This window comes from Rhizobium sp. 10N414 (assembly GCF_056394785.1).
Genome location: NZ_JBFTIN010000010.1, coordinates 1 through 22776 on the forward strand (window position 1 = coordinate 1; position 22776 = coordinate 22776).

Genomic DNA, 22776 nt, shown 5'->3' on the forward strand with positions numbered 1-22776 from the left:
CGATGACACCTATGCGCTGGTGTCGCTGGTCTCTGCCGGGCTTGGCATCGGCTTTGCGCCGGAATGGACGCTTGATCTTCCCAATCGCGGCTTTGAACTGAAGAAGGTAAGCGGGATCGACTTCCGGATCGGGCTTGGGATCGCCTGGAGCAAGGAAGACCCAACCGCTGGCCGCGATGATATTGTCGACATCGCACGGTCGCTGGCAAGGCGCGGCTGACAGCATAGCCTAGCCGGATGCCAGGGACGGTCGGTGCAGGGCACACTGGGTTAGCGTCGGCCGAGCCGCTGCGGCTGGAGATCGACACAGGGATGCCTACCGGGCAGCGTCGTGGCCATAAACAACGAACGCAACGTCTTCGGTTTTTGCTAAGGCCGATATTTTTGCGGTGCTCTGTGGAATTCGACGTTCGTCGTCCATATCGGTAACGAAGAATGGGCGCGCTTCGCGTCCGCCAACTGTGCATGGCCGCATCTGCCGCAATCAACACATTGCCTGTCGGAAGGATTGATGCCGTTTCAGGGGGCTCAAATGGAGAATTGCCGTCTTAGCGATGGCGCCTGACTTCGGAGAGCGATTTACGGCGGGCGACGAATTCGCGCAGTATCGGCAGGAAGAAGTCCTTGCTGAACCGGCCAATTGGCGGCTCCGGTTCGAGATAGAACGAGTGACCGATGACGTCGCTGTTGAATTCGTCCATGATGATCCAGAGATGGCGATCTGCATCGAGGCCGGCGCGACGTTTTTCGATTGCCGGGATCTCGAAGGCGAACCGATCCCGCTCGGGCTGTTTCGTGGTGATCGGGAAAAATAACACCAGGTCATCATCGGCACGCGCTATCCGCACGCCGACCGCGACGGGGGCGCTCCTTCGTCCCTCCGTCTCACCTTTTCCTGCTTCTCGATGCCGGAGATAAGGATAGCGAATGACGGCTGCGGTCTGGATGTCGTCGTAAACACTCATCGCCCGACCTCGTCGTCATCAGCATATTGTTCGACCGCGCGCTCCATGTCGACGAACAAGGCGTCGGACATGGTGTCGATCGACCCGATCGCTCGGGCATCGGCGCCCTTCATGAGCCGCTCGTAGTCGTTTATGTTCAAGATTTGCAAGTTTTCGTGACGACAGCAACTGTCAATTTCGCTGGAAAGAGCGATAGGGCAAGGAAGAGCCTCAACCCCAAATGAAGCCAATTTTCTTTAGCCGCTTCTGGTCGAACGTTTCCATGCCCTCGCAATAGTCGACGCCGCCATGGCTGCGATAGAACTGCGCGCCGGTCTCATTCTCCTCGAGGCACCAGACGACCAATCCGTTGCAGCCAAGCGACTTAAGGAGCCGCCGTGCTTCGCCGAACAGCATGTGGCCAAGGCCAATGCCCTGGTACTCCGGCCGAAGATAGAGTTCGTAGATCTCGCCCTCTTGGGGCAGGGCGCGGGCGCGATTGAGGCCGAGCGTTGCGTAGCCTGCGACAGTGCCGGCCACGTCGAGAACGAGAAGCGTTGCCGGCCCGCGGGTGGCCTTGCGCCACCAGTTCTCGCCGCGACGCTCGATCATTTGCCGCAACGCACGATGCGGAATGATCCCCGCATAGGTGTGCTGCCACGCAAGCCGATGCACTTCCGATATGGCTCGGGAATCGTGCGGTTCGGCCCGCCGAACATCGATCGACAACGTCTTCATAATGCGTACTCTGGTCCCATTGTCGGCAATTAACCATATGCGCCCGGCGCATTCAGGTTGTTTGCCCACAGGCTAAACATGTGGACGACAGCTGAAATTTAACGCTTTTTTAACTATTGCGACAAGCGAGATTCGGCAGACTGCACAAATAAAAAACCCCGGCGCAATGGCCGGGGTTGAAGGCTGAAAGACTTCAGTCGCTTAGGCGGACTTCGCCTTGGCGAAGCGCTTGCGGTCGTTGGCGTCGAGATACATCTTGCGCAGGCGGATCGACTTCGGCGTCACTTCCATCAGCTCGTCGTCCTGGATCCAGGAGAGAGCGCGGTCGAGCGTCATTCGGATCGGCGGCGTCAGCTTGACGGCTTCGTCCTTGCCGGCGGCGCGGATGTTGGTCAGCTGCTTGCCCTTGAGGACGTTGACCTCGAGGTCGTTATCGCGCGAGTGGATACCGATGATCATGCCCATGTAGACCTTTTCGCCGGGCTCGATCATCATCGGGCCGCGATCTTCCAGGTTGAACATGGCGTATGCAACGGCTTCGCCCGGAGCGTTGGCCAGGAGAACGCCGTTCGTGCGGCCGCCGATTTCACCCTTGTAGGGCTGGTAGTCCTTGAACAGGCGGTTCATCACGGCAGTGCCGCGCGTGTCCGTCAAGAGTTCCGACTGGTAGCCGATCAGGCCGCGGGTCGGCGCGTTGAAGACCAGGCGAACGCGATTGCCGCCCGAAGGACGCAGCTCGGTCATCTCGGCCTTGCGCTCGGACATCTTCTGCACGACGACGCCGGAATGCTCTTCATCGACGTCGATGACGACTTCTTCGATCGGCTCCATCAGCTGGTCGTTTTCGTCGCGGTGCATGACGACGCGCGGACGCGACACGGCGAGCTCGAAGCCTTCACGACGCATGGTTTCGATCAGAACGGCGAGCTGCAATTCGCCGCGGCCGGAAACGTAGAACGAATCCTTGCCTTCGGCTTCTTCGATCTTCAGCGCGACGTTGCCTTCGGCTTCCTTGAACAGGCGGTCGCGGATGACGCGCGAGGTGACCTTGTCACCTTCGGTGCCGGCGAGCGGGCTGTCGTTGACGATGAAGGACATGGTGACGGTCGGCGGATCGATCGGCTGCGCGGTCAGCGCCTCGGTGATCGCAGGATCACAGAAGGTGTCGGCAACCGTGCCCTTGGAGAGGCCGGCGATCGCGACGATGTCGCCTGCATGCGCTTCATCGATCGAGGTGCGCTCGATGCCGCGGAAGGCGAGGATCTTCGAGATACGACCGGATTCGATCAGCTTGCCATCCTGGCCGAGAACCTTGACGGCCTGGTTCGGCTTGATCGAGCCGGAATTGATACGGCCGGTGATGATGCGGCCGAGGAAGGGGTTGGCTTCCAGGATCGTGCCGATCATCGTGAACGGGCCTTCGGCAACCGTCGGCTCCGGAACGTGGTTGAGCACGAGGTCGAGCAGCGGTGCAAGACCCTGGTCCTTCGGGCCTTCAGGATTGACGTTCATCCAGCCATCGCGACCCGAACCGTAGAGGATCGGGAAATCGAGCTGCTCGTCGGTCGCGTCGAGGCTAGCGAAGAGGTCGAATACTTCGTTGATGACTTCTTCATGGCGGCCATCGGGACGGTCGATCTTGTTGATCGCGACGATCGGGCGAAGGCCGACCTTCAGCGCCTTGGAGACGACGAACTTCGTCTGCGGCATCGGGCCTTCGGAGGAGTCGACCAGAACGATCGCGCCATCCACCATCGAGAGAATACGCTCGACTTCACCACCGAAGTCGGCGTGGCCGGGAGTGTCGACGATGTTGATGCGAACGCCCTTCCACTCGACCGATGTCGCCTTGGCAAGGATCGTGATGCCGCGTTCCTTTTCCAGGTCGTTCGAGTCCATGACGCGTTCTGCAACGCGCTGGTTCTCGCGGAACGAGCCGGACTGTTTCAGGAGTTCGTCAACCAGTGTCGTCTTGCCATGGTCAACGTGCGCGATAATCGCGATGTTGCGAAGTGCCATATGTCTATATCTCTGAAGCTGGGGCGCCGCGCTGGGAGAAGGCGCCAATTTCATTTGGGCGGCTCATACAGTGTTTTTCGCGTTTGCGAAAGGGGGGAGGCCGGATTGCCTGCCATGCATGGACGTCAACTCGATATCTGCGGATCGAGCGTCGTCCGCCACAGCTCGGTATCGTTCCGATCCATCAGCCTCACGGTCAGTTGCTCGGTCTGCCCGTCGATGTCGACAAGCCCGAAGAACTGCATGCCTGCTGACGGCGGCAGGTTCTGCTCCGCACCGCCGGGTGCGGCTTTCATGAACTTCACCTCCGGCCCGAAAGTCATGTCGAGTTCCTGCGGCCCATAGGTTCCGGAATGCAGCGGACCCGCAACGAACTCCCAGAATGGCAGGAACTCGCGGAACTTGGCTTTACCGGGATCGTAATAGTGTGCAGCCGTGTAGTGAACGTCGGCTGTCAGCCAGATCATGTTCGCTATGCCGGCATCGCGGATGAAGCGCAGCAGATCGGCGAACTCCAGCTCGCGGCCAAGCGGGGCGCCATTGTCGCCGTTGGAGATCGACTCGCTGCCCGTCCGGTGGCCGTAATCGTCCCAGATCACCAGCCCGATCGGCAGATCGCAGGCGATCACCTTCCAGGTCGCGGTCGAGCGCACCAGTTCCCGCTTCAGCCACGCCACCTGGCGCTCGCCCAAAAGCCGCGACTCCGCCGTCGGCTCGACATCGAGCCCATGGCTATTCGGGCCACGATAGGAGCGCAGGTCGATGAAGAAGACATCGAGCAGCGGACCGTAAGACACCTTGCGGTAGATGCGGCCGGGCTCATCGGCCATGTAGCGTATTGGCGTCATCTCGTGAAAGGCACGGCTTGCGCGGGCTGCAAGCGTGGCGATGGACTTTTCCTTGTAACGATCGTCGTGGCGGAGGTCGGTCGAGGGCGACCAGTTGTTCAACACCTCATGATCGTCCCATTGATAGAGCACCGGACAGACCGCGTTGAACGCCTTCACATGGTCGTCGAGCAGATTATAGGCCCACTGGCCACGAAACTGGTCGAGCGTCTGCGCAATCTCTCGCTTTGCCTCGGAGACGATACGGTTCTTCCAGACACTACCGTCTCGCAGCCTGACCTCATCGGTAACAGGATTGTCCGCGTAGATGGTGTCGCCGGAGTGGATCATGAAATCCGGCCGGTGGTAAGCAATCGTCGAATAGGTCCGCATCCCCTCCTCGTCGATGCCCCAGCCCTGGCCGGCCGTATCGCCGGACCATGCGAAGCGGATGCTACGCTTGCCTGATGGCGCCGTGCGAAACTGCCCATGGATGGGTTCCGACAGATCGTTGACGTCCTGCAGATCGGCCGCGCGGAAGCGATAGAATATCTCTTGATCATCAGGGAGATTCTGGAGCAGCAGCTTTCCCGCGAGATTGGTGTCGGGCGTCACGTCTATGGGCGCGAGACGCACCGCATTAGCGAAACGGTCGCTCGTCGAATATTCGACATGCAGCCGTGCCGGCCGGTTCACCTGCGCCCAGACCACGCCCGAATTCGCATCGACATCGCCGGATTGCACTCCCGAGGTAAAGACCGGGCGACTGGACGAGCCGCGCGCGTAGTAGGGCATCGCCAGCCCCGCCAGTGCAAATCCGCCAACGGCGCCCATGGATGAGAGGAAGCGTCGGCGGGTCGTTTCAGTCAATGTCATGCCAAGGTCTATCCGGCTAACGGGAGGGAGGCCCGCGCCGAACCTATGGCGGCTGTCATGTCATCCGCTTGAAGGCGGCATGACGGTTTTTCGAAACTTCAACGACAGTTTTGTTACGAGAGCGCCGCTGGTGAGGCGCTATTCCGCCACCAATCCGCTGCGGCGAAGCAGCGTGAGCAGCAGAAGCGGCAAAAGCGTGGTGATGAGAATTGCGATGAAGGCCATCGCCATGCCGAGGCCGATCGACCCCTGCTCGAACTGGCGCCAGATGAAGGTGGCGATGGTCTGCATACCGACAGGTGCCACGACAACCGAGGCCACCAGTTCGCGCGAGGCAAGCGCAAAGACCAGCAGCATCGCCGAAGCAAGGCTCGGGAAGACAAGCGGCAGGAGGATGCGGTGAAAGGCGGTCACTCCGCTTGCACCAAAGACCCGGGCAGCCGCTTCCAGGCTGTCCCCTATCTGCTGGAAGGCCGCCGTCGTGTAGCGCACCGGTTGCGGCAGCAGGATACAGCAATAGGCAAGCAGTAGAATGAATGCCGTGTTGTATGGGGTCGCCGGCAGCCATGGCATGTTCCAGGCAAGGATCAGCCCGACGGCAACGACGATGCCCGGCAAAGCATTCGGCAGGATCGTCATCGTGTCGATCGCCGCGCGCCCGCGGATTTTCGTCTTGACGACCGTATAGGCGGCCAGCACGCCGATGAGCCCGGTAATCAAGGCCGTGCCGATGCCAAGCGAGAAGCTGTTGGCGAGCGCCACCAGGGCACCGGCGCCGTTGTTGAAGACGGACAGGAAGTTCTCGGCGCTGATGTTGTCGAGCGCCAACCCACCGGAAATCGTCCGCGACAGCGCCGTGAACAGGATCGACAGCAGCGGCACGCCCGTCGCCAGGAAGGCGACGACGGCAAAGGCGATGATCACGGGAACCTTCATCGCCCCAAGCGGCCGCTTGTCCTTGGCAGCCGGTTTGCCGCCCACGGTCTGATAGGACCGGCGGGCCAGGATCCATCGCTGCAGCAGGAATGTCAGCAGAGACATGATGACGAGCAGGATCGACAGGATCGCAGCGCCCGGCAGATCGATCGGCCAATCCGAGATCCGCAGGTCGATGCCGGTAACCAGGACCTGGAAGCCGGCGCGACGACCAAGGGCAGCGGGCGTACCGTATTCCTCGATCGCCGCGGCAAAGACCAGCATCAGGCTGGCAACGAGTCCGGGTGCCGACAGCGGCAGCGTGATCCGCCAGAAGGCACGCGCCGGCGACGCGCCAAACACGCGACCGACATCCGCATAACGCGCGCCGACCGCCTCCAGCGTGCGCGATACGGCGAAATAGACCACCGGAAAAGTGTTGAAGGCCATAACCATGGTCATGCCGAAGAGCGAAAACAGGAAGGGCGCGAGGTTGAAGCCCGCGATCTGCTGAATATAGCCGCGCGGCTGCAGCGTCATGATCCAGCCGAGCGTCGCGATGTAAGGCGGGATCATGAAGGGGACGAGCAGCAGCACATCCCACAGCGGTGCAAGCGGGATGCGGTAGAGTGCCCGAAACACGCCGAGCGGCACCGCCACCAGCGCCGAGGCCAGCACCACGCAGCTGCCGAGCAGAATGGTGTTGCCGGCCATGCCGATCAGCGCGCTATCGAAGAGCGTCGCAACAAGCGAAGAGAAAGGGCCCGCGAACGAGCCCTGTCCGATGTTGGGGAAGATGCCCTGAAGCACAACGGCGATGAAGGGAACGGCGACGATAACGGTCAATCCCGCGATCGCCAGCCAGGCGGCCGGCGCAGCGCCGCTACTATCGTGCGTCCTCATCGCCCTGCCCTTACTTACCGCCGAAGGTGTCGGTGACCTGCTTCAGCGTTTCCTTCCGCTTGCCGTAGACATCAGCGGTGTCGTACTTCAGCAGCTTCAGATCGCTGATCAGCGGACGGCTGGCCGGAATGTCGCTACGAGCCGGCATCAGCATCTGATCGGCAACGAGCTCCTGGCCTTCGTCGGAGAGCATGTAGTCGATGAACTTCTTCGCCTCGTCCTGGTTCTTCGACCAGTTGAGGATCATGGCCGGACGCGGCGCGATGACGGTGCCCGATTCCGGGAAGATCACATCGATGGCCTCGCCCTTTTCCTTGGCGTTGAGCGTTATGTAATCGACGGCACCGAAGACGGCAGCCTTCGCGCCCTGCAGAACCGGGTTCAGCGCTTCGGCATTGGCGCCGGCGATGATCGCGCAATTATCCTTCAGATCCTTGAAGAGCTTGAAGTCGTCCTGGCCCGCCAGAGCCGCCGTCAGCTCGAAGGACGAGCCGGATTGCGCCGGATCCGGAATATTGACGAGGTCCTTGTATTCGGGCTTCGTCAGGTCCTCCCACTCGGCGGGCTTCGGCGTGCCGCTCTTGGTGTTCCAGGCAATACCGAGCGCCGAGATGCCCTGGGCAACGGCCGTGTCGGTTTTCAGGAAATCAGGAACCTTGGCCGAGTTCGGGCTGGTGTAGGACACGAGCCAGCCGCGCTTGGCGAAGTCGGTTGCCGTATCCCAGGAAGCCGAAATGAGAACGTCAACGACCGGATTCGAGGCTTCGGCTTCGATACGGGCCATGACCTTGCCGGTCGTTGCCTGGAAAACGTTGACCTTGACACCGGTCTGCTTGGTGAAACCGGCCGACAGCTTGTCGATCAACCCCTGCGGACCAGCCGTGTAGACCGTGATGTCGGCATGGGCGACGCCGGCCATCAATGTTGCGGCGAGAACGCCGAAAGTGATGCTCTTCAACGACTTAAGCATGCTCCAAATTCTCCTCTTTGGACGAATAAACCTGATTGCCGAACCAGCGAATCTGGCTGGGATCGATCGACAGACCGATGCCCTCGCCGGGTCGCAGCTTAGCGCGGCTCAAAACCTGCAATTCTATTGTCTCGGCGCCGACCAGAGAGACAGTCGCCAGATGGCCATCGCCGCGGAACTGCGAGCGCAGCACCGTTGCGGCAAGCGTGCCGGGCAAGATCTCTCCCGCTGTGATCGATCCTGTGGGAATGAGGACACGAACGGCGCAATCGACCCCATCAACGCTGCGCAGCAGCGCAAGGCCGCTGCCTTTGAAGAACCAATGCTCATCGCGATATTCGAGCTCTGCGACGCCGCCGAGGCGAAGGAAGTCGGCAACCTCGGGCGTTGCCGGCTTCTCGATCAGCTCGTCGGGCGATGCCAGCTGCTCGATCACGCCGCCACGCATGACGGCGACGTCGTCGGCCAGCGTCAGCGCTTCGCTATGATCGTGTGTGACATAGATTGCCGTCAGGCCGAGCGTCGTGATCAGCTCGGCCAGTTCGCCCACCATGTTCTCGCGCAGTTCGCGATCGAGATTGGACAGAGGCTCGTCGAAGAGAATGAGCTGCGGTTCGGCAACGATCGCTCGCGCGATCGCAACACGCTGCTGCTGGCCACCCGAGAGATCGCTCGGCCTGCGGTCAGCATAGGCGCCGAGGCTGACGCGTTCTAGCGCCCGCATAGTTCGGGATTCCCGCTCGGATCTGGCAATACCGCGCATTTCGAGCGGAAAGGAGACGTTGCCGCCAACAGTCATGTGCGGCCAGAGCGCATAGTCCTGAAAGACCATGCCGAGATTGCGTTTTTCCGGCGGCGAGAAGGCGCCAGTTGCGGCATCGGCAACGGTGCATCCGGCAATCGCGATAGAGCCCTTCGTCGGCGCGAGCAATCCGGCGACGAGCCGCAGAAGAGTGGTCTTTCCGCAGCCGGACGGCCCAAGCAGCGCCAGCGTCTTGCCCTCGGAAAGCGAGATATCAATGCCCTTCAGAACGGGCGTCGCCCCATAGTGCAATTCCACGCCGGCCGTCGAAACGGTCGCATTGGTCTCTGAAGGTTGAGGGGTCATGAAAAAACCGGCATCGGTTGAAAACTGATGCCGGTTGCTTATTGAGGTTCAGTGACAGTCATGTGACGACGAAATCAGATGTTCGTTATCGCCAATACTTTAGAATTTCCGCATTGACGATATCCAATACATCGCGTCTCAAGCATCGCTTCCGGACAGTTCTTCAAAGGTCGCGAGGCCCTTCTTGACCAGCATGGCATCCGGGCTCGGCAGCTTGCCGCGGAAGGCCTTGTAGGCATCTTCAGGGTCGATCGCGCCGCCGACGGAATAGATGTTGTCCTTGAGCTTGGCCGCCATCTCGCGATTGAAAGCGTCGCCCGTTTCCTCGAAGGCAGCAAAGGCATCCGCATCGAGAACTTCGGACCACATGTACGAATAGTAGCCGGCTGAATAACCGCCGGAGAAGATGTGCTGGAAGTGCGGTGAGGCATGCCGCATGACGATCGACTTCGGCATGCCGAGTTCAGACAGAACCTCTTTCTGCACAGCCATCGGATCCTCGACCTTGTCGCGGGTATGGAACGCCATATCGACAAGCGCGGACGAGGTGAATTCGACCGTATTGAAGCCGGAATTGAAGGTGCGTGCTGCCAGAACCTTGTCGAGTAGAGCCTGCGGCATAGGCTCACCGGTTTCGAAATGCACGGCATATTGCTTCAGGATCCCCGGCACCGTCAGCCAATGCTCGTAGAGCTGCGACGGCAGCTCGACGAAGTCGCGCGAAACGCCCGTGCCCGAAACCGAGGGGTAGGTGACGTTTGACAGCATTCCATGCAGCGCATGGCCGAACTCGTGGAACAGCGTGCGCGCATCGTCGAGCGACAGCAGCGCCGGCTTGCCTTCGGCGGGCTTGGCGAAATTGCAGACATTGTAGATGATTGGCAGTTCGCCGCTACGGCCATTCTTCAGCGGCAGCTTGTGCTGCGATTGGAACGAGCTCATCCAGGCACCCGAACGCTTGGAACTGCGGGCGAAGTAGTCGCCGAGGAAGAGTGCGACCAGCCTGTCTTCGCGATCGCGGATCTCGAACACGCGCGCATCGGGATGGTAGGCAGGGACACCCTTCTTCTCGACGGCGCGAATGCCGAACAACCGGCCAGCGACATCGAAGCAGGCGTCGATGATCTTCTCCAGCTGCAGGTAGGGCTTCAGCTCAGCCTCTGAGAAATTGAACCGCTGCGCCCGGATCTTCTCGGCATAGTGCCGCCAGTCCCAAGGCATGACGTCGTGGTTCTTGCCTTCATCAGCGATCAGCTTGGCGATGTCGGCTTCTTCCTCGCCGGCACGCTTGACGGCCTTTGCCCAAACCTCCCGAAGCAGATGGTTCACGGCGTCAGGCGTCTTCGCCATCGTATTGTCGAGCTTCAGTTCGGCGAAGTTGCCGTAACCGAGGAGCTTCGCCACCTCGTCGCGGAGCGCAAGCGTATCCCTGATAATGCCGCGATTATCAGTCGCGCCATCGTTCTCGCCGCGTGCAACCCATGCCTTGAAGGCCTGCTCTCGCAGGTCCCGTCGCTCCGAAAAGGTCAGGAAGGGTTCGATGATCGAGCGCGACAGCGTCACGGCAAACTTGCCGTCTTCGCCGCGCTCGCGCGCAGCCGCCGCCATCGCATCCTTCAGAAAGTCCGGAATACCGTCGAGGTCCGCGCCGTCGGAAAGGATCAGCGCCCAGCTCTTCTCGTCGGCCAGCACGTTCTGGCCGAACTGGGTGCCAAGGCCGGCAAGCTTTTCATTCATGCCCGCGAGCTTCTCCTGCTCGGGCTTCGGCAGCTTCGCGCCCGATTTGACGAAGCCCTTCCAGTGCCGCTCCAGCACGCGCGTCTGCTCCAGCGTCAGGCCGAGGCTTTCGCGGGCTTCCCACAAGGTATCGATACGCGCAAACAGCGCCGCATTCATGCCGATCTTGGAATAGTGACGTGACATCTTCGGCGAGATGTCCCGTTCGAGCGTCTGGATCGTATCGTTGGTGTGAGCACCCGCCCGGTTCCAGAACAGAGCCGACACCCGCGACAGCGCATCGCCGGCGATCTCGAGAGCAACGACGGTATTCTCGAATGTCGGCGCCTCGGGGTTATCAGCGATCGCGTCGATCTCTTTCTCATGCGCGGCAAGTGCTGCGTCGAATGCCGGCGCGAAGTCGCCGTCATTGAGAGCATCGAAGCGCGGCAGGCCGTGGAGACCGTTCCATTCGACAAGCGCCGGGTTGAATTCTGATGTGGAAGGCATGCGGAGATCCTCTGTGGCAGGCAACTGAACAGGCAATATAGGGAGGCACGTTCGCAATTGGTATTGCCGATCGGACGCACGTCCCGAGCCCGACTGCGAAAAGTTCACGGCAAGAGAATCAACCAATCGCTAGGGATTGAAGCAATCCACGCGCGATCTCAGGCCTTCCGCCAACCGAGTAGGCCCGGCGTCGCATGCCAGAGTGCCTGCACGGCAAAACCCATGAACAGCACGCCGGAGCAACGGACGATCAGCCGCTCGTGCGAGCGATAGAAACGCCGCACCGTGCCGGCACCGATAATCGTGACCAGGATCATGTCGGCAACGATGAAGCCCAGGAACGAAACGGCGAGCAGGAGCGGCAACGTATGAAACTGCAATGCGCTCGCCGAGCCAGCAACAAGGGCAGTAAACGTCGCCAGTGCCACAGGATATCCCTTGGGATTGGTCACCCCGAAGATCAGGCCGCGACGGAACGGCCGCTCCACCACCATCAAGGCCCGCCCGTCACCCTTCGGCTTTGCCCGCACGGCATTCCAGCCGATCCAGGCAAGGTAGAAACCGCAGAGAAGACCGAGCGCGTCGAAGACAAAGGTGCCAATCGTCTTCGCCCCGATGATCGCGATCAACGCCAGCGATGCCCACAGTAGGTCGCCGACCAGGTGACCGCTAACGAACAAGGCGCCTGCCCGGCGCCCCTGCCCCGCGCCGATGCCGAGCAGCGCCAGGAAGGCAGGCCCTGGAATGAGCACGTAGAGAAGGGCTGCCAGAAAGGCGCCCGCGAGCAAGGATTGCGTCATCGAGAAACTCCGGAAAGGACAGCCGCAGCTTATGCGCCAATCGAAGGGCGTCAAGCCATGATGGCAACCCATGAGATTTTTGAATTGCCGGATCACGCAGCTTCCGACAGAAGAAAAGCCGCAGCCTTCGCGCTGACCGCGCAAGTCACTAGAACCGAGTACCCCTATGCCCCCATTCAGGATGAGCGAACGGCGAACGAGCATGCTCGGCGCGCTTCTCGCAACCATCGGCCCGATCTCGATGTCGATCTATACGCCGGCAATGCCGGAGCTCGTCCATGCGTTCCAGACATCCGACTCGGCGATCAAGCTGACGCTGTCAGTCTATTTCGCCGGCTTCTCGGTTGCGCAGCTGCTTGCCGGTCCGCTCTCGGATGCTTTCGGCCGACGCGCGGCGACGCTGCTGTTCATCGGTATCTATGTGATCGGCAGCCTGCTTGCCGCCTTTGCGCCCGGCATCGAATGGCTGCTTGCCGGCCGGCTGATCCAGGGCATTGGTGCGTCTGTCGGGATTACGGTGGCGCGCGCCATCGTCCGCGACCAGTTCACCGGGACCGAAGCCTCCCGCATCATGAACCTGATCGGCATCATGATCGCCATCGGACCGGCGGCGGCGCCGACGATCGGCGGATTGGCACTCGCTGCCTTCGGCTGGCAGTCGGTCTTCTTCCTGCTGATCGGCTTCGGACTGCTGATCTGTTTTGGCGTGATCGTCTTCATGTTCGAGACGAGCGTGCCGGATCCGCGCCGCGCGCTCCCGGTTCCGCTGCTTCGCGCCTACCTGGAGCTTGCGCGCGAAAGTCGCTTCGTCTCCGCCTCGCTCGTCCTCGGCGGCTCGATCGGCGCACTCTATGCGCAGGCGACACTGCTCCCCTTCATCTTGATCAAGGTCGTCGGCCTGTCACCGACAGCCTTCGGCTTGGGAATGCTGATGCAGTCGGGTTCCTACTTCCTCGGATCCGTCTGCCTGCGCTACGCGGCGCCACGCTTGGGCGGCGACGGCTCCGTGCGCGTCGGGCTTGGCCTGCTCGGGCTCGCCGGCATCATGATCGCTCTGTCAGTCCATTTCGTCACGCCCTCCTATCTCTCGATCATGGGGCCGATCGCGTTCCTGGCCTTCGGACTGGCGTTCCTGACGCCGCATATGACGACCTCGGGCCTCTACCCCTTCCCGCATATCGCCGGCTCGGCATCCGCGATGATGGGCTTTATTCAGATGGGTGGTGGCTTTGCCGGCGGCGTCGCCGGTTCGCTGATCGGCATGCCGCTGCTCGCTTTCGGAACGGTGATCCCGATCATGTCGCTGATTTCGATCATGAGCTACGTCTGGTTCGTGCGCGCGTCGCGGCACGCAGCAAAGCTCCCTCACGCCACGTCGTGCGAATGAAAAGTGTCCGCACGACGGGCCTTCAGACTGATGAGGACGTGTTCTTTTTTGCGGAACGATCGTTTTATCCGTCATGCCGGCCTTGAGCCGGCATCCAGCGGCACCGCGTCTGCGGTGCGAAAGGCCTGTTGCGCGCAAAGACTTGCGCGTGCTGGACCCCGGCTCGTCGGCCGGGGTGACGACGGGTGGGGCATAAGGCTTTGTCAACAAGCGGAAGGCCCGCACGAGGCGGGCCTTCGATCTCTTGCAAGCTGCTCGCGATTACTTCGAGAGATTGCGCTTGGCGAGCGTGCGCAGGCGCAGCGCGTTGAGCTTGATGAAGCCGGCTGCATCCTTCTGGTCGTAGGCGCCCTGGTCGTCCTCGAAAGTAACCAGCTTGTCGGAATAGAGCGACTTCGGGCTCTCGCGGCCGGTAACCATGACATTGCCCTTGTAGAGCTTCAGCGTCACTTCGCCTTCGACATGCTCCTGGCTCTTGTCGATCAGCGCCTGCAGCATTTCGCGCTCCGGCGAGAACCAGAAGCCGTAGTAGATCAGCTCGGCGTAACGCGGCATGATCTCGTCCTTGAGATGCGCGGCGCCGCGGTCGAGCGTGATGGATTCGATGGCGCGATGCGCGGCAAGCAGGATCGTGCCGCCGGGCGTCTCGTAAACGCCGCGCGACTTCATGCCGACGAAGCGGTTTTCCACGAGGTCGAGGCGACCGATGCCGTTGTCGCGACCGTAATTGTTGAGCGCTGCGAGCAGCGTTGCCGGGCTCATGCGTACGCCGTTGATCGAAACGGCATCACCCTTTTCGAAGCCGACCTTGATGGTGGTCGCCTTGTCGGGAGCCGCTTCCGGAGAAATCGTGCGCATGTGCACGTACTCAGGCGCTTCCTGTGCCGGATCTTCGAGAACCTTGCCCTCGGACGAGGAGTGCAGCAGGTTGGCGTCGACGGAGAACGGCGCCTCGCCCTTCTTGTCCTTGGCAACCGGGATCTGGTGCGCTTCGGCAAAGGCCAGCAGGTCGGTCCGGCTCTTGAACGACCAGTCGCGCCACGGCGCAATGATCTTGATATCGGGGTTCAGGGCATATGCGGAAAGTTCGAAACGAACCTGGTCGTTGCCCTTGCCGGTGGCGCCATGCGCGATCGCATCGGCGCCGGTCTTGCGGGCGATGTCGATCAGGTGCTTGGAGATCAGCGGACGGGCGATCGAGGTGCCGAGCAGGTAGACGCCCTCGTAGACGGCGTTGGCGCGGAACATCGGGAACACGAAGTCCTTGACGAACTCTTCGCGCACGTCCTCGATGTAGATTTCCTTGATGCCGAGCAACTCGGCCTTCTTGCGGGCTGGCTCCAGCTCTTCGCCCTGGCCGAGGTCGGCGGTGAAGGTCACGACTTCTGCGCCGAGTTCCGTCTGCAGCCACTTCAGGATGATCGAGGTGTCGAGGCCGCCGGAATAGGCGAGGACGACTTTCTTTACGTCTTTGTGCGATGCCATGATGATGAGGTCCGTTGCAAGAGGGCAGCGGCAAACTCGCCACGCCCGGTATGGCTGGGCACTTTTAGCGAGATTGGCGGACGACGCAAGGGCAACGGCGGCTATCGGCGACCCAGATAATGTTTGACAGGCCGAAAGCGCAGCCCATATCTGCCAGCGTCCTGACAATGCGGAGGAGAGCTGGCCGTGACGAGAATCCAAGACATCATCAAGAAATCAAACGTCGCTGTCATCACCGGTGGCGCCTCGGGCATCGGACTTGCCGCCGCGAAACACTTTGCCCGATCGGGCATGAGCGTCGCCATTGCCGATCTCGGCGGCGATCGGCTGGCAGCCGCCGCAGAGGAACTGAAGACGATCTCGGGAGAGGAGCATGTGCTCGCCGTCGGAACCGACGTCGCACAGAAGGAGTCCCTCGAAGCGCTCGAACGGACTGTGATCCAGCGCTTCGGCCGAGTGCACATTCTCATGAACAACGCCGGCGTCGGCCCCGAGACGTCAATCTTCAGCGCCCAGGCTAATTGGGACGGGATTCTCGGCGTCAACCTGCTCGGCGTCATCAACGGCACGCGGACCTTCGGCCAGCACATGCTCTCGCATGGCGAACCGGGCCTGATCATCAATACCGGCTCCAAGCAGGGCATCACCACGCCACCTGGCAACCCGGCGTATAACGTCTCGAAAGCCGGCGTGAAGGTATTCACCGAAGCGCTCGAGCATGAATTGCGCAATACCGAGGGCTCGAAGATCTCCGCTCATCTATTGATCCCCGGCTTCGTCTATACCGGCCTCACCAAGGGCGATCGCGCCGAAAAGCCGGCTGCCGCATGGACGCCGGAACAGACTGTCGATTTCATGATCAAAAGCCTGGAACGCGGCGACTTCTACATCCTCTGCCCCGACAACGACGTCGCCCGTCCCGTGGACGAACGCCGCATGGCCTGGGCGATGGGCGACATCATCGAGAACCGCCCACCGCTGTCGCGCTGGCACAAGGATTATGCCGACAAGTTCAAGGCCTATCTCGAACGCAAGGAATAGGTCGTATTAGAAGGTTTGATTAGACATTTTCTGAAAGCCGGATATGACGGCTAAGCTTTCATCCGGCTTTCAGAGTGTACCATGAGCTTCCTGCCCAGCTTTCCGACCCTTCTCGCCTTTGCAGCCGCGACCCTGCTGCTCGCTGCGACGCCCGGCCCCGACATGACGCTGTCCATCAGCCGCGCACTGGCGCAGGGCAAGAAGGCTGCGCTGTTCGTCGTTCTCGGTACGAGCCTCGGTATCGTCGTTCACACCATGCTGGTCGCCTTTGGCGTTTCGGCACTGATCACCGCGTCGCCGACAGCCTTCCTGATCCTGAAGACCGGAGGCGCTGCCTATCTCCTGTGGCTCGCCGTCCAGGCGATCCGCTTCGGCTCGAAGTTTTCGGTCAACAAGGTCGAAACGGCAAAGGGCACGCCGCTCGCCAACGTTTCCTCGGGCTTCTGGGTCAACCTCCTGAACCCGAAGGTCATTATCTTCTTCATGACGTTCCTGCCGCAGTTCGTCAGCGCCGGCGATCCGACGGTGACGCAGAAGCTGCTGTTTCTCGGCTTCTGCTTCATCCTGATCGGCATGCCTGTCAACGCGGCCGTGGTCTTCGCGGCCGACTGGCTCGCCGGCTGGCTGCAGACCAACAAGAAAGTATTGCGCGGCATGGACTTTACCTTCGCCGGTGTCTTCTCCGTCTTCGCGGCAAAAATCCTGCTGACGCAGGCGCGGTAAGCGATCGCCGGGAAGCTCTGGCTTCCCGGAAGCTGTCTATCTTCAGCCGATCAGCAGCGCGTCATCGTCCAGGGTCTGGCCGCGCATCTTGCGGAACATCGCGATCAGGTCTTCGACCTGCAGCGTCTTGCGGCTGTCGCCGCTGACGTCGAGAACGATCTCGCCACCATGCAGCATGATCGTCCGGTGACCATAATCGAGCGCCTGCCGCATGGAGTGCGTGACCATCAGCGTCGTCAGCTTGCGCTCCGAGACGATCTTCTGCGTGAGGCCCATGACGAACTCTGCCATGCCAGGGTCGAGCGCTGCCGTATGCTCGTCGAGCAGCAGCACTTCGGAGCCGGCAAGCGTCGCCATCACAAGCGACACCGCCTGACGCTGACCACCCGATAGCAGGTCCATGCGGTCCCGCATCCGATTCTCGAGACCGAGATTGAGCTCGGCAATCCGATCGCGGAAATGTTCGCGCCGCTTCGGACCGAGCGCTGATACGAGCCCGCGCCTTTCACCACGACGCGCCGCAAGCGCAAGATTTTCCTCGATCGACAGCGAGCCGCAGCTTCCCGTCAACGGATCCTGGAAGACACGGGCAACGAGGCCCGCGCGAGCGGCCGTCGATTTGCGCGTGACATCGTTATGGCCAATGAGAACCTGGCCTTCGCTCGCGAGAACATCACCGGCAAGAACGCCAAGCAGCGTCGATTTGCCGGCGCCGTTCGAACCGATAACGGTGACGAACGAACCTTCCTCGATGGTCAGGCTGACGCCGTTCAGCGCCTGTTTCTGCAGCGGCGTGCCCTTGCCGAAGACGACCTTGATGTCCTTGAGCGTGATCACGATGCGGCACCTCCGCGGCGAAGACGGGGAAGAATAAGCGCTATTGTAACCAGAACGGCCGTCACGAAATTAAGGTCCGACGCCTGCAGCCCGATGACATCGGTCGAGAGTGCCAGCTGGATGGCGATACGGTAGAGGATGGAGCCGAGCACGCAACCGACCAGCGCGATCAGCAGGCCACGACGACCGAGCAGCGTTTCGCCGATGATGACAGCCGCAAGACCGACGACGATCGTTCCAACGCCCGAAGTAACGTCCGCAAAACCGTTGGTTTGCGCGAAGAGCGCGCCACCGAAGGCAACCAGCGCATTCGAGATCGCCATGCCGAGATAGATCTGGCGGCTTGTGTCGACGCCCTGCGCGCGCGCCATGCGAGCATTCGCACCCGTCGCGCGCATCGCCAGACCCGAGTCGCTTTCAAGGAAGCGCCAAACGACGATCACGGCAACCACCACAAGAACGCCGACGAAGAGCGGTCGAACATAGAAATCCCGCAGGCCATGGCCGAAGAACGGGCTGATCATCGTATCCGCATTGATCAGCGCGACGTTGGGCTTGCCCATGACGCGTAGGTTGACCGAGAACAGCGCGATCATCGTCAGGATCGACGCAAGCAGGTTGAGGATCTTGAACCGCACATTGAGCATCGCGGTAACGAGACCTGCCGCAGCACCCGCGACCATGGCGATAAGCGCAGCAAGCCAGGCATTGACGCCAGCGATGATCAACACCGCCGTTACGGCAGCACCGAGAGGAAAGGAGCCGTCAACCGTCAGATCCGGAAAATCCAGCACACGAAATGCGAGGTAAACGCCGAGCGCCACGAAGGCATAAACCAGCCCCAGCTCCACGGCTCCCCAGAATGCGATCTGACTCAAGGCTCATGCCCTTTCTTCTGACTCCGTCCGCCTGTTACCGGACCCAAGTTTTTAATACCATCAGCCGCCCCCGCGTTAAACGGGAGCGGCTGGATGGCTGGTTTTTCCCAAATATGCTGCGATCAGTCGATCGTCTTCGTCGCGCGCTTCAAGACGCTTTCCGGAAGCGTGACGCCCATCTTGGCGGCTGCACCCTTGTTGACGACCAGGTCGCTGCCGGCAGCAACCTTCACCGGAATGTCGCCCGGGTTTTCACCCTTGAGGATGCGAACGACGATTTCGCCCGTCTGCTTGCCGACATCGTAGTAGTTGAAGCCGAGCGCCGCGACCGAGCCGCGCGAAACGGAGTCGGTATCCGCCGTGAAGAGCGGCAGCTTGGCTTCCTCGGCAACGGCAACGGCGCCTTCGAGTGCCGAGATGATGGTGTTGTCGGTCGGAACGTAGATCGCATCGGCACGTCCGACGAGCGCGCGAGCAGCCCCCTGCACTTCAGCGGACTTGGTGGCGGCGGATTCGACAACCTTCAGGCCAGCCTTGTCAGCCTCCGCCTTCAGGACGGCAAGCAACGATACGGAGTTGGCCTCACCGGAGTTGTAGAGGTAGCCGATCGTTTTGACGTTCGGCAGGATTTCCTTGATGAGCGCAAGATGCTCGGCAACCGGGGACATGTCGGAAAGGCCGGTGACGTTGCCACCCGGCTTGTCCATATCCTTCACGAGCTGCGCGCCGAGCGGATCGGAAACGGCCGTGAAGACAACCGGAATGTCGCGCGTTGCGGAAACGACAGCTTGCGCTGATGGCGTGGAGATCGGAACGATAACGTTCGGGCCCTCGCCGGCGAACTGGCGGGCGATCTGCGCAGCCGTCGCCGGGTTGCCCTGGGCCGACTCGAACATGAACTTCAGGTTCTTGCCTTCCTTGTAGCCGGCGGCCGTCAGCACATCGAGGACACCCTTGCGTGCGGCATCGAGAGCCGGATGCTCGACGATCGCCGTGACCGCGACGGTCACGTCTTCGGCCTTGGCAGGAAGGGTCAGGGCCAGCGTGGCCGCGACAGCAAGCAGAATTGAACGCATTGGGTATCCTCCAGACATGATTTTGGCCCGCTTCTAGGAAAAGCAGGCCATGAAATCAATCATAAGAAAACACTGAACGGATCAAACTTGCTGATCAGTCGTCGGCGCCATGGTTGGCGATCATCATCGCCTCGAAGGCCAGCCGCTCGGTCTTGCGCATGCGCTCCGACTCCGACTTCAGCTGACCGCAGGCCGCGAGAATGTCGCGGCCGCGTGGCGTGCGGATCGGCGAGGCATAGCCGGCCGAATTGATGAAATCGGCGAACTTCTCGATCTGCGCCCAGTCGGAACACTGGTAGTTGGTGCCCGGCCACGGATTGAACGGAATGAGGTTGATCTTCGCCGGCACGCCCTTTAGCAGCTGGACGAGGCCCTTAGCGTCCTCGAGGCTGTCGTTGACGTCCTTCAGCATCACATATTCGAAGGTGATGCGGCGGGCGTTCGACAGGCCGGGATACTTCCGGCACGCGTCGATCAGCTCCTTCAGCGGATATTTCTTGTTGATCGGCACCAGGATGTCGCGCAGGTCGTCGCGGACGGCATGCAGAGAGATCGCCAGCATCACGCCGATCTCATCGCCGGTGCGGAAGATTTCAGGCACGACGCCCGAGGTGGAAAGCGTCACGCGACGCTTGGAGAGCGAAAGCCCGTCGCCATCTGTGGCGATCAGCAACGCCTGCTTCACGGCGTCGAAATTATAGAGCGGCTCGCCCATGCCCATCATCACAATGTTGCTGACCTTGCGGCCTTCCGCCGGCATGATGGTGCCCTGCGGCGCTTCACGGTCCGGGAAGTCGCCCAGCCGATCGCGAGCCAGCAGAAGCTGCGAGAGTATTTCCTCAGCCGTCAAATTGCGCACCAGACGCTGCGTTCCGGTATGACAGAAGGAGCAGGTCAACGTGCAGCCCACCTGGCTGGAGATGCAAAGCGTACCGCGACCCTCTTCCGGGATGTAGACGGCCTCGATCTCGACCGGTCGCCCCGCCCCGCGCGGCGGGAAACGCAGCAGCCACTTGCGGGTGCCATCGTTGGACACCTGCTCCTCGACGATATCAGGACGCGCGATGGTGAAATGCTGCTTCAGCATCTCGCGCATGTCCTTGGCGACATTCGTCATGTGATCAAAATCGGAGACGCCGCGCACGTAGATCCAGTTCCAGAGCTGGGCAACGCGCATCTTGATCTGCTTGTCCGGCACGCCCTTTTCGCGCAGCGCAGCACCCATCTCTTCGCGGCTCAAGCCGATCAGCGAGGGTTTCTGGCCGGCGTCGAGCTGCGGCAACACGCCGGCAGGCTTCGTAACAGTCATCGCATCCATGACGGACATAGTCTCTTATCCCGAATTCAACATGCAATCGCCCCGGTAAGCCGGATGACTTGCGGGCACGACAGGCATGATGGCAGAAATTGAATGCGGACCGGGCGGCAAAGCCGCAATCTATCCGCTGTTGCGCGGGCCTTTAGCATCATTTTCGCCGCGCGTCACTATAGATGGAAACGACGAAGGCCGACACAAGGCCGGCCTCCTGAAATTTCGTCACCGTAACAGGAGGCTTACTTGCAGCCTTCAACCTGCTTTAGTGCAGCAGAAATGCCGGACAGCGAGTAGCTGTAGGAGGTCGACGTGCCCTTGCGCGATGTCGCGTTGACCGTCATCGAGTGGCCCCCCTTCATCGCCGCGACGAGCGCCGGCTCCTGAGCTGCGTTCTCGACCCAGCCGGCCTTGTCCTTGGTGAACATCACGAAGGTCTTGTTGTCGATCACGACATCGATCTTCGAGTTCTCCTTGACGGTGTAGCCCATCATTGCCTGCGGCTCGTAGGAAATGTTCTGGCCGGGGCGCTGAGAGACGATGAAGAAGTTGTCGCCGTGATCGATGCCGGCCGGCTTCTTTTCCGTGGGTACGGACAGAACGTAGCAGACAGTGTTCGCGCCGGACTTGTAGGAATAGGCGCCCCAAGCCTGGAACTGCTGGATCCGTGTCGGCGCTGTCGAAGCCGGAGTAGCCTGCGGCTGCGCTGCCTGTGGCTGCGCCGCGGGCTGCGACTTCTTGGTCTGAGCGGATGCAATGCCGGCGCCGGCGAGAACGAGGGAAATGGCGATTGCGGTACTTCTAAGAAACATGGATATCCTGCCGGTTCTTGCGATTCGAGCCCGAAGCGAACGGGCGGCGCATAATCACGATCTGCTTTATTTTGACTTAATTCAGGTTACCAAAGCGTCAACGGGGACTGCTAGAAGTCCCTGCCTGTTCCATTCTCACCCAAGTGTCAACATCGGACGCGGCGCCTCGCCCGTAATGAAGTGATGCCGCGTGCGCACACGGATCAATGTCACGGATGAATCTAAGACATAAAGATTCAGGCAAGAGTTTGACCTTTTCAGAAACCGTTGTACGTCAATAAGTATTAGAAATCCGCTGGAGAATTCGCTGAGCCAGGGGGCTTTAGGCCAGACATGGATGCCGAAGAGAAACAGCGCTTCGCCGCCCTCGCAAGGGCCGTTGCGGAACGCCGCGACCAGGAGGCATTCACCGTGCTGTTCGATTACTTCGCACCGCGCCTCAAATCGTGGTTACTGCGCCAAAGAATGTCGAGCGGCGAGGCCGAGGAGCTTGTTCAGGAAGTGATGATCGTGCTCTGGCACAAAGCCGAGCTTTACGATCCAGCGCGATCCTCTCTGTCGACCTGGCTTTTTCGCATCGCCCGCAACCGTCGGATCGATCTCCAGCGCCGGGCCAAAGCGCGCACACTGGACCAGGCAGACCCGGCATTGCAGCCGGTCGCGGAAAGCGGCGCAGACGAGATCCTCGTAAACGACGATCGCGATGCCCATATTCGCGCCGCTGTCAGCCGACTCCCGGAAGAACAGCGGGAGATGCTCCGCGCCGCCTTCTTTCTCGGCCAATCCCATTCGCAAATCGCCGAGGCGACCGGCTTGCCGCTCGGGACGGTAAAATCCCGCATCCGGCTTGCCTTCGGAAAGCTCCGAAAGGTTCTGGAGGCCGAGGGCGCCTGAGGTAA

At 61.0% G+C, this 22776-nt stretch carries 20 protein-coding genes and 1 pseudogene; 5 read left to right on the top strand and 16 right to left on the bottom strand.

The annotated features are described in order from the left end of the window. Positions 1-220, top strand: a pseudogene (locus AC1DE4_RS11645) (LysR family transcriptional regulator); the annotation flags it as partial. A gap of 328 nt (positions 221-548) precedes the next feature. Here the strand turns inward: AC1DE4_RS11645 and AC1DE4_RS11650 are convergent. The 10 genes from AC1DE4_RS11650 to AC1DE4_RS11695 form a co-directional block, all read right to left on the bottom strand. Beyond that, positions 549-965 (bottom strand): hypothetical protein, encoded by a 417-nt coding sequence (locus tag AC1DE4_RS11650; RefSeq protein ID WP_477881389.1) that lies wholly within the window; start codon positions 963-965, stop codon positions 549-551. Next, positions 962-1105 (bottom strand): hypothetical protein, encoded by a 144-nt coding sequence (locus AC1DE4_RS11655; protein WP_477881391.1) that lies wholly within the window; start codon positions 1103-1105, stop codon positions 962-964. Before AC1DE4_RS11655 ends, AC1DE4_RS11650 begins: the two co-directional genes overlap by 4 nt. Before the next feature lie 70 nt (positions 1106-1175). Then, the gene (locus AC1DE4_RS11660; RefSeq protein WP_018855780.1) at positions 1176-1682 is read right to left on the bottom strand and encodes a GNAT family N-acetyltransferase; all 507 of its coding nucleotides are present in this window, start codon (positions 1680-1682) and stop codon (positions 1176-1178) included. 201 nt (positions 1683-1883) lie between these two features. Continuing rightward, positions 1884-3701 carry a translational GTPase TypA gene (typA, locus tag AC1DE4_RS11665; protein WP_018855781.1) on the bottom strand — a complete coding sequence of 606 codons (1818 nt, stop codon included), beginning with the start codon at positions 3699-3701 and terminating at the stop codon, positions 1884-1886. Positions 3702-3826: 125 nt separating this feature from the next. After that, positions 3827-5404 (bottom strand): alkaline phosphatase D family protein, encoded by a 1578-nt coding sequence (locus AC1DE4_RS11670; RefSeq protein WP_477881393.1) that lies wholly within the window; start codon positions 5402-5404, stop codon positions 3827-3829. A gap of 138 nt (positions 5405-5542) precedes the next feature. Further along, positions 5543-7222, bottom strand: coding sequence for an ABC transporter permease (locus tag AC1DE4_RS11675; RefSeq protein ID WP_062374139.1), 1680 nt, complete (start codon positions 7220-7222; stop codon positions 5543-5545). Between the two features lie 10 nt (positions 7223-7232). Continuing rightward, positions 7233-8192 (bottom strand): ABC transporter substrate-binding protein, encoded by a 960-nt coding sequence (locus AC1DE4_RS11680; protein WP_477881396.1) that lies wholly within the window; start codon positions 8190-8192, stop codon positions 7233-7235. Next, positions 8185-9300 carry an ABC transporter ATP-binding protein gene (locus AC1DE4_RS11685; RefSeq protein WP_113162708.1) on the bottom strand — a complete coding sequence of 372 codons (1116 nt, stop codon included), beginning with the start codon at positions 9298-9300 and terminating at the stop codon, positions 8185-8187. The genes AC1DE4_RS11680 and AC1DE4_RS11685 overlap by 8 nt, the downstream gene beginning before the upstream one ends. Before the next feature lie 138 nt (positions 9301-9438). Then, positions 9439-11526, bottom strand: coding sequence for a M3 family metallopeptidase (locus tag AC1DE4_RS11690; protein ID WP_477881399.1), 2088 nt, complete (start codon positions 11524-11526; stop codon positions 9439-9441). A 158-nt stretch (positions 11527-11684) separates the two neighbouring features. Further along, positions 11685-12326, bottom strand: coding sequence for a LysE family translocator (locus AC1DE4_RS11695; protein ID WP_025658162.1), 642 nt, complete (start codon positions 12324-12326; stop codon positions 11685-11687). Between the two features lie 202 nt (positions 12327-12528). Here AC1DE4_RS11695 and AC1DE4_RS11700 point away from each other — a divergent pair, with 202 nt between their 5' ends. Next, positions 12529-13713 (top strand): multidrug effflux MFS transporter, encoded by a 1185-nt coding sequence (locus tag AC1DE4_RS11700; protein WP_025658161.1) that lies wholly within the window; start codon positions 12529-12531, stop codon positions 13711-13713. 261 nt (positions 13714-13974) lie between these two features. Here the strand turns inward: AC1DE4_RS11700 and AC1DE4_RS11705 are convergent, their stop codons facing one another. Then, positions 13975-15198 (bottom strand): argininosuccinate synthase, encoded by a 1224-nt coding sequence (locus AC1DE4_RS11705; protein WP_025658160.1) that lies wholly within the window; start codon positions 15196-15198, stop codon positions 13975-13977. Between the two features lie 186 nt (positions 15199-15384). Between AC1DE4_RS11705 and AC1DE4_RS11710 the strand changes: the two genes are divergently transcribed. Both AC1DE4_RS11710 and AC1DE4_RS11715 read left to right on the top strand, forming a co-directional pair. Continuing rightward, positions 15385-16239 carry an SDR family NAD(P)-dependent oxidoreductase gene (locus AC1DE4_RS11710; protein ID WP_025658159.1) on the top strand — a complete coding sequence of 285 codons (855 nt, stop codon included), beginning with the start codon at positions 15385-15387 and terminating at the stop codon, positions 16237-16239. Between the two features lie 81 nt (positions 16240-16320). Beyond that, a complete protein-coding gene (locus AC1DE4_RS11715) occupies positions 16321-16962 on the top strand; it encodes a LysE family translocator (protein WP_025658158.1) in 642 nt (213 codons plus the stop codon). A 42-nt stretch (positions 16963-17004) separates the two neighbouring features. Here AC1DE4_RS11715 and AC1DE4_RS11720 read toward each other — a convergent pair whose 3' ends face one another. The 5 genes from AC1DE4_RS11720 to AC1DE4_RS11740 form a co-directional block, all read right to left on the bottom strand. Next, the gene (locus AC1DE4_RS11720; protein ID WP_025658157.1) at positions 17005-17799 is read right to left on the bottom strand and encodes an ABC transporter ATP-binding protein; all 795 of its coding nucleotides are present in this window, start codon (positions 17797-17799) and stop codon (positions 17005-17007) included. Then, on the bottom strand, positions 17796-18677 hold the full coding sequence (locus AC1DE4_RS11725) for an ABC transporter permease (protein WP_016556625.1): 882 nt from the start codon (positions 18675-18677) through the stop codon (positions 17796-17798). The genes AC1DE4_RS11720 and AC1DE4_RS11725 overlap by 4 nt, the downstream gene beginning before the upstream one ends. Before the next feature lie 122 nt (positions 18678-18799). Next, positions 18800-19753, bottom strand: coding sequence for an ABC transporter substrate-binding protein (locus AC1DE4_RS11730; protein ID WP_477881404.1), 954 nt, complete (start codon positions 19751-19753; stop codon positions 18800-18802). Positions 19754-19847: 94 nt separating this feature from the next. Next, a complete protein-coding gene (rlmN, locus tag AC1DE4_RS11735) occupies positions 19848-21080 on the bottom strand; it encodes a dual-specificity RNA methyltransferase RlmN (protein ID WP_025658155.1) in 1233 nt (410 codons plus the stop codon). Between the two features lie 227 nt (positions 21081-21307). Then, on the bottom strand, positions 21308-21877 hold the full coding sequence (locus AC1DE4_RS11740; protein ID WP_025658154.1) for an invasion associated locus B family protein: 570 nt from the start codon (positions 21875-21877) through the stop codon (positions 21308-21310). A gap of 333 nt (positions 21878-22210) precedes the next feature. Here AC1DE4_RS11740 and AC1DE4_RS11745 point away from each other — a divergent pair, with 333 nt between their 5' ends. After that, on the top strand, positions 22211-22771 hold the full coding sequence (locus tag AC1DE4_RS11745; RefSeq protein WP_025658153.1) for a sigma-70 family RNA polymerase sigma factor: 561 nt from the start codon (positions 22211-22213) through the stop codon (positions 22769-22771). Positions 22772-22776: the final 5 nt, after the last annotated feature.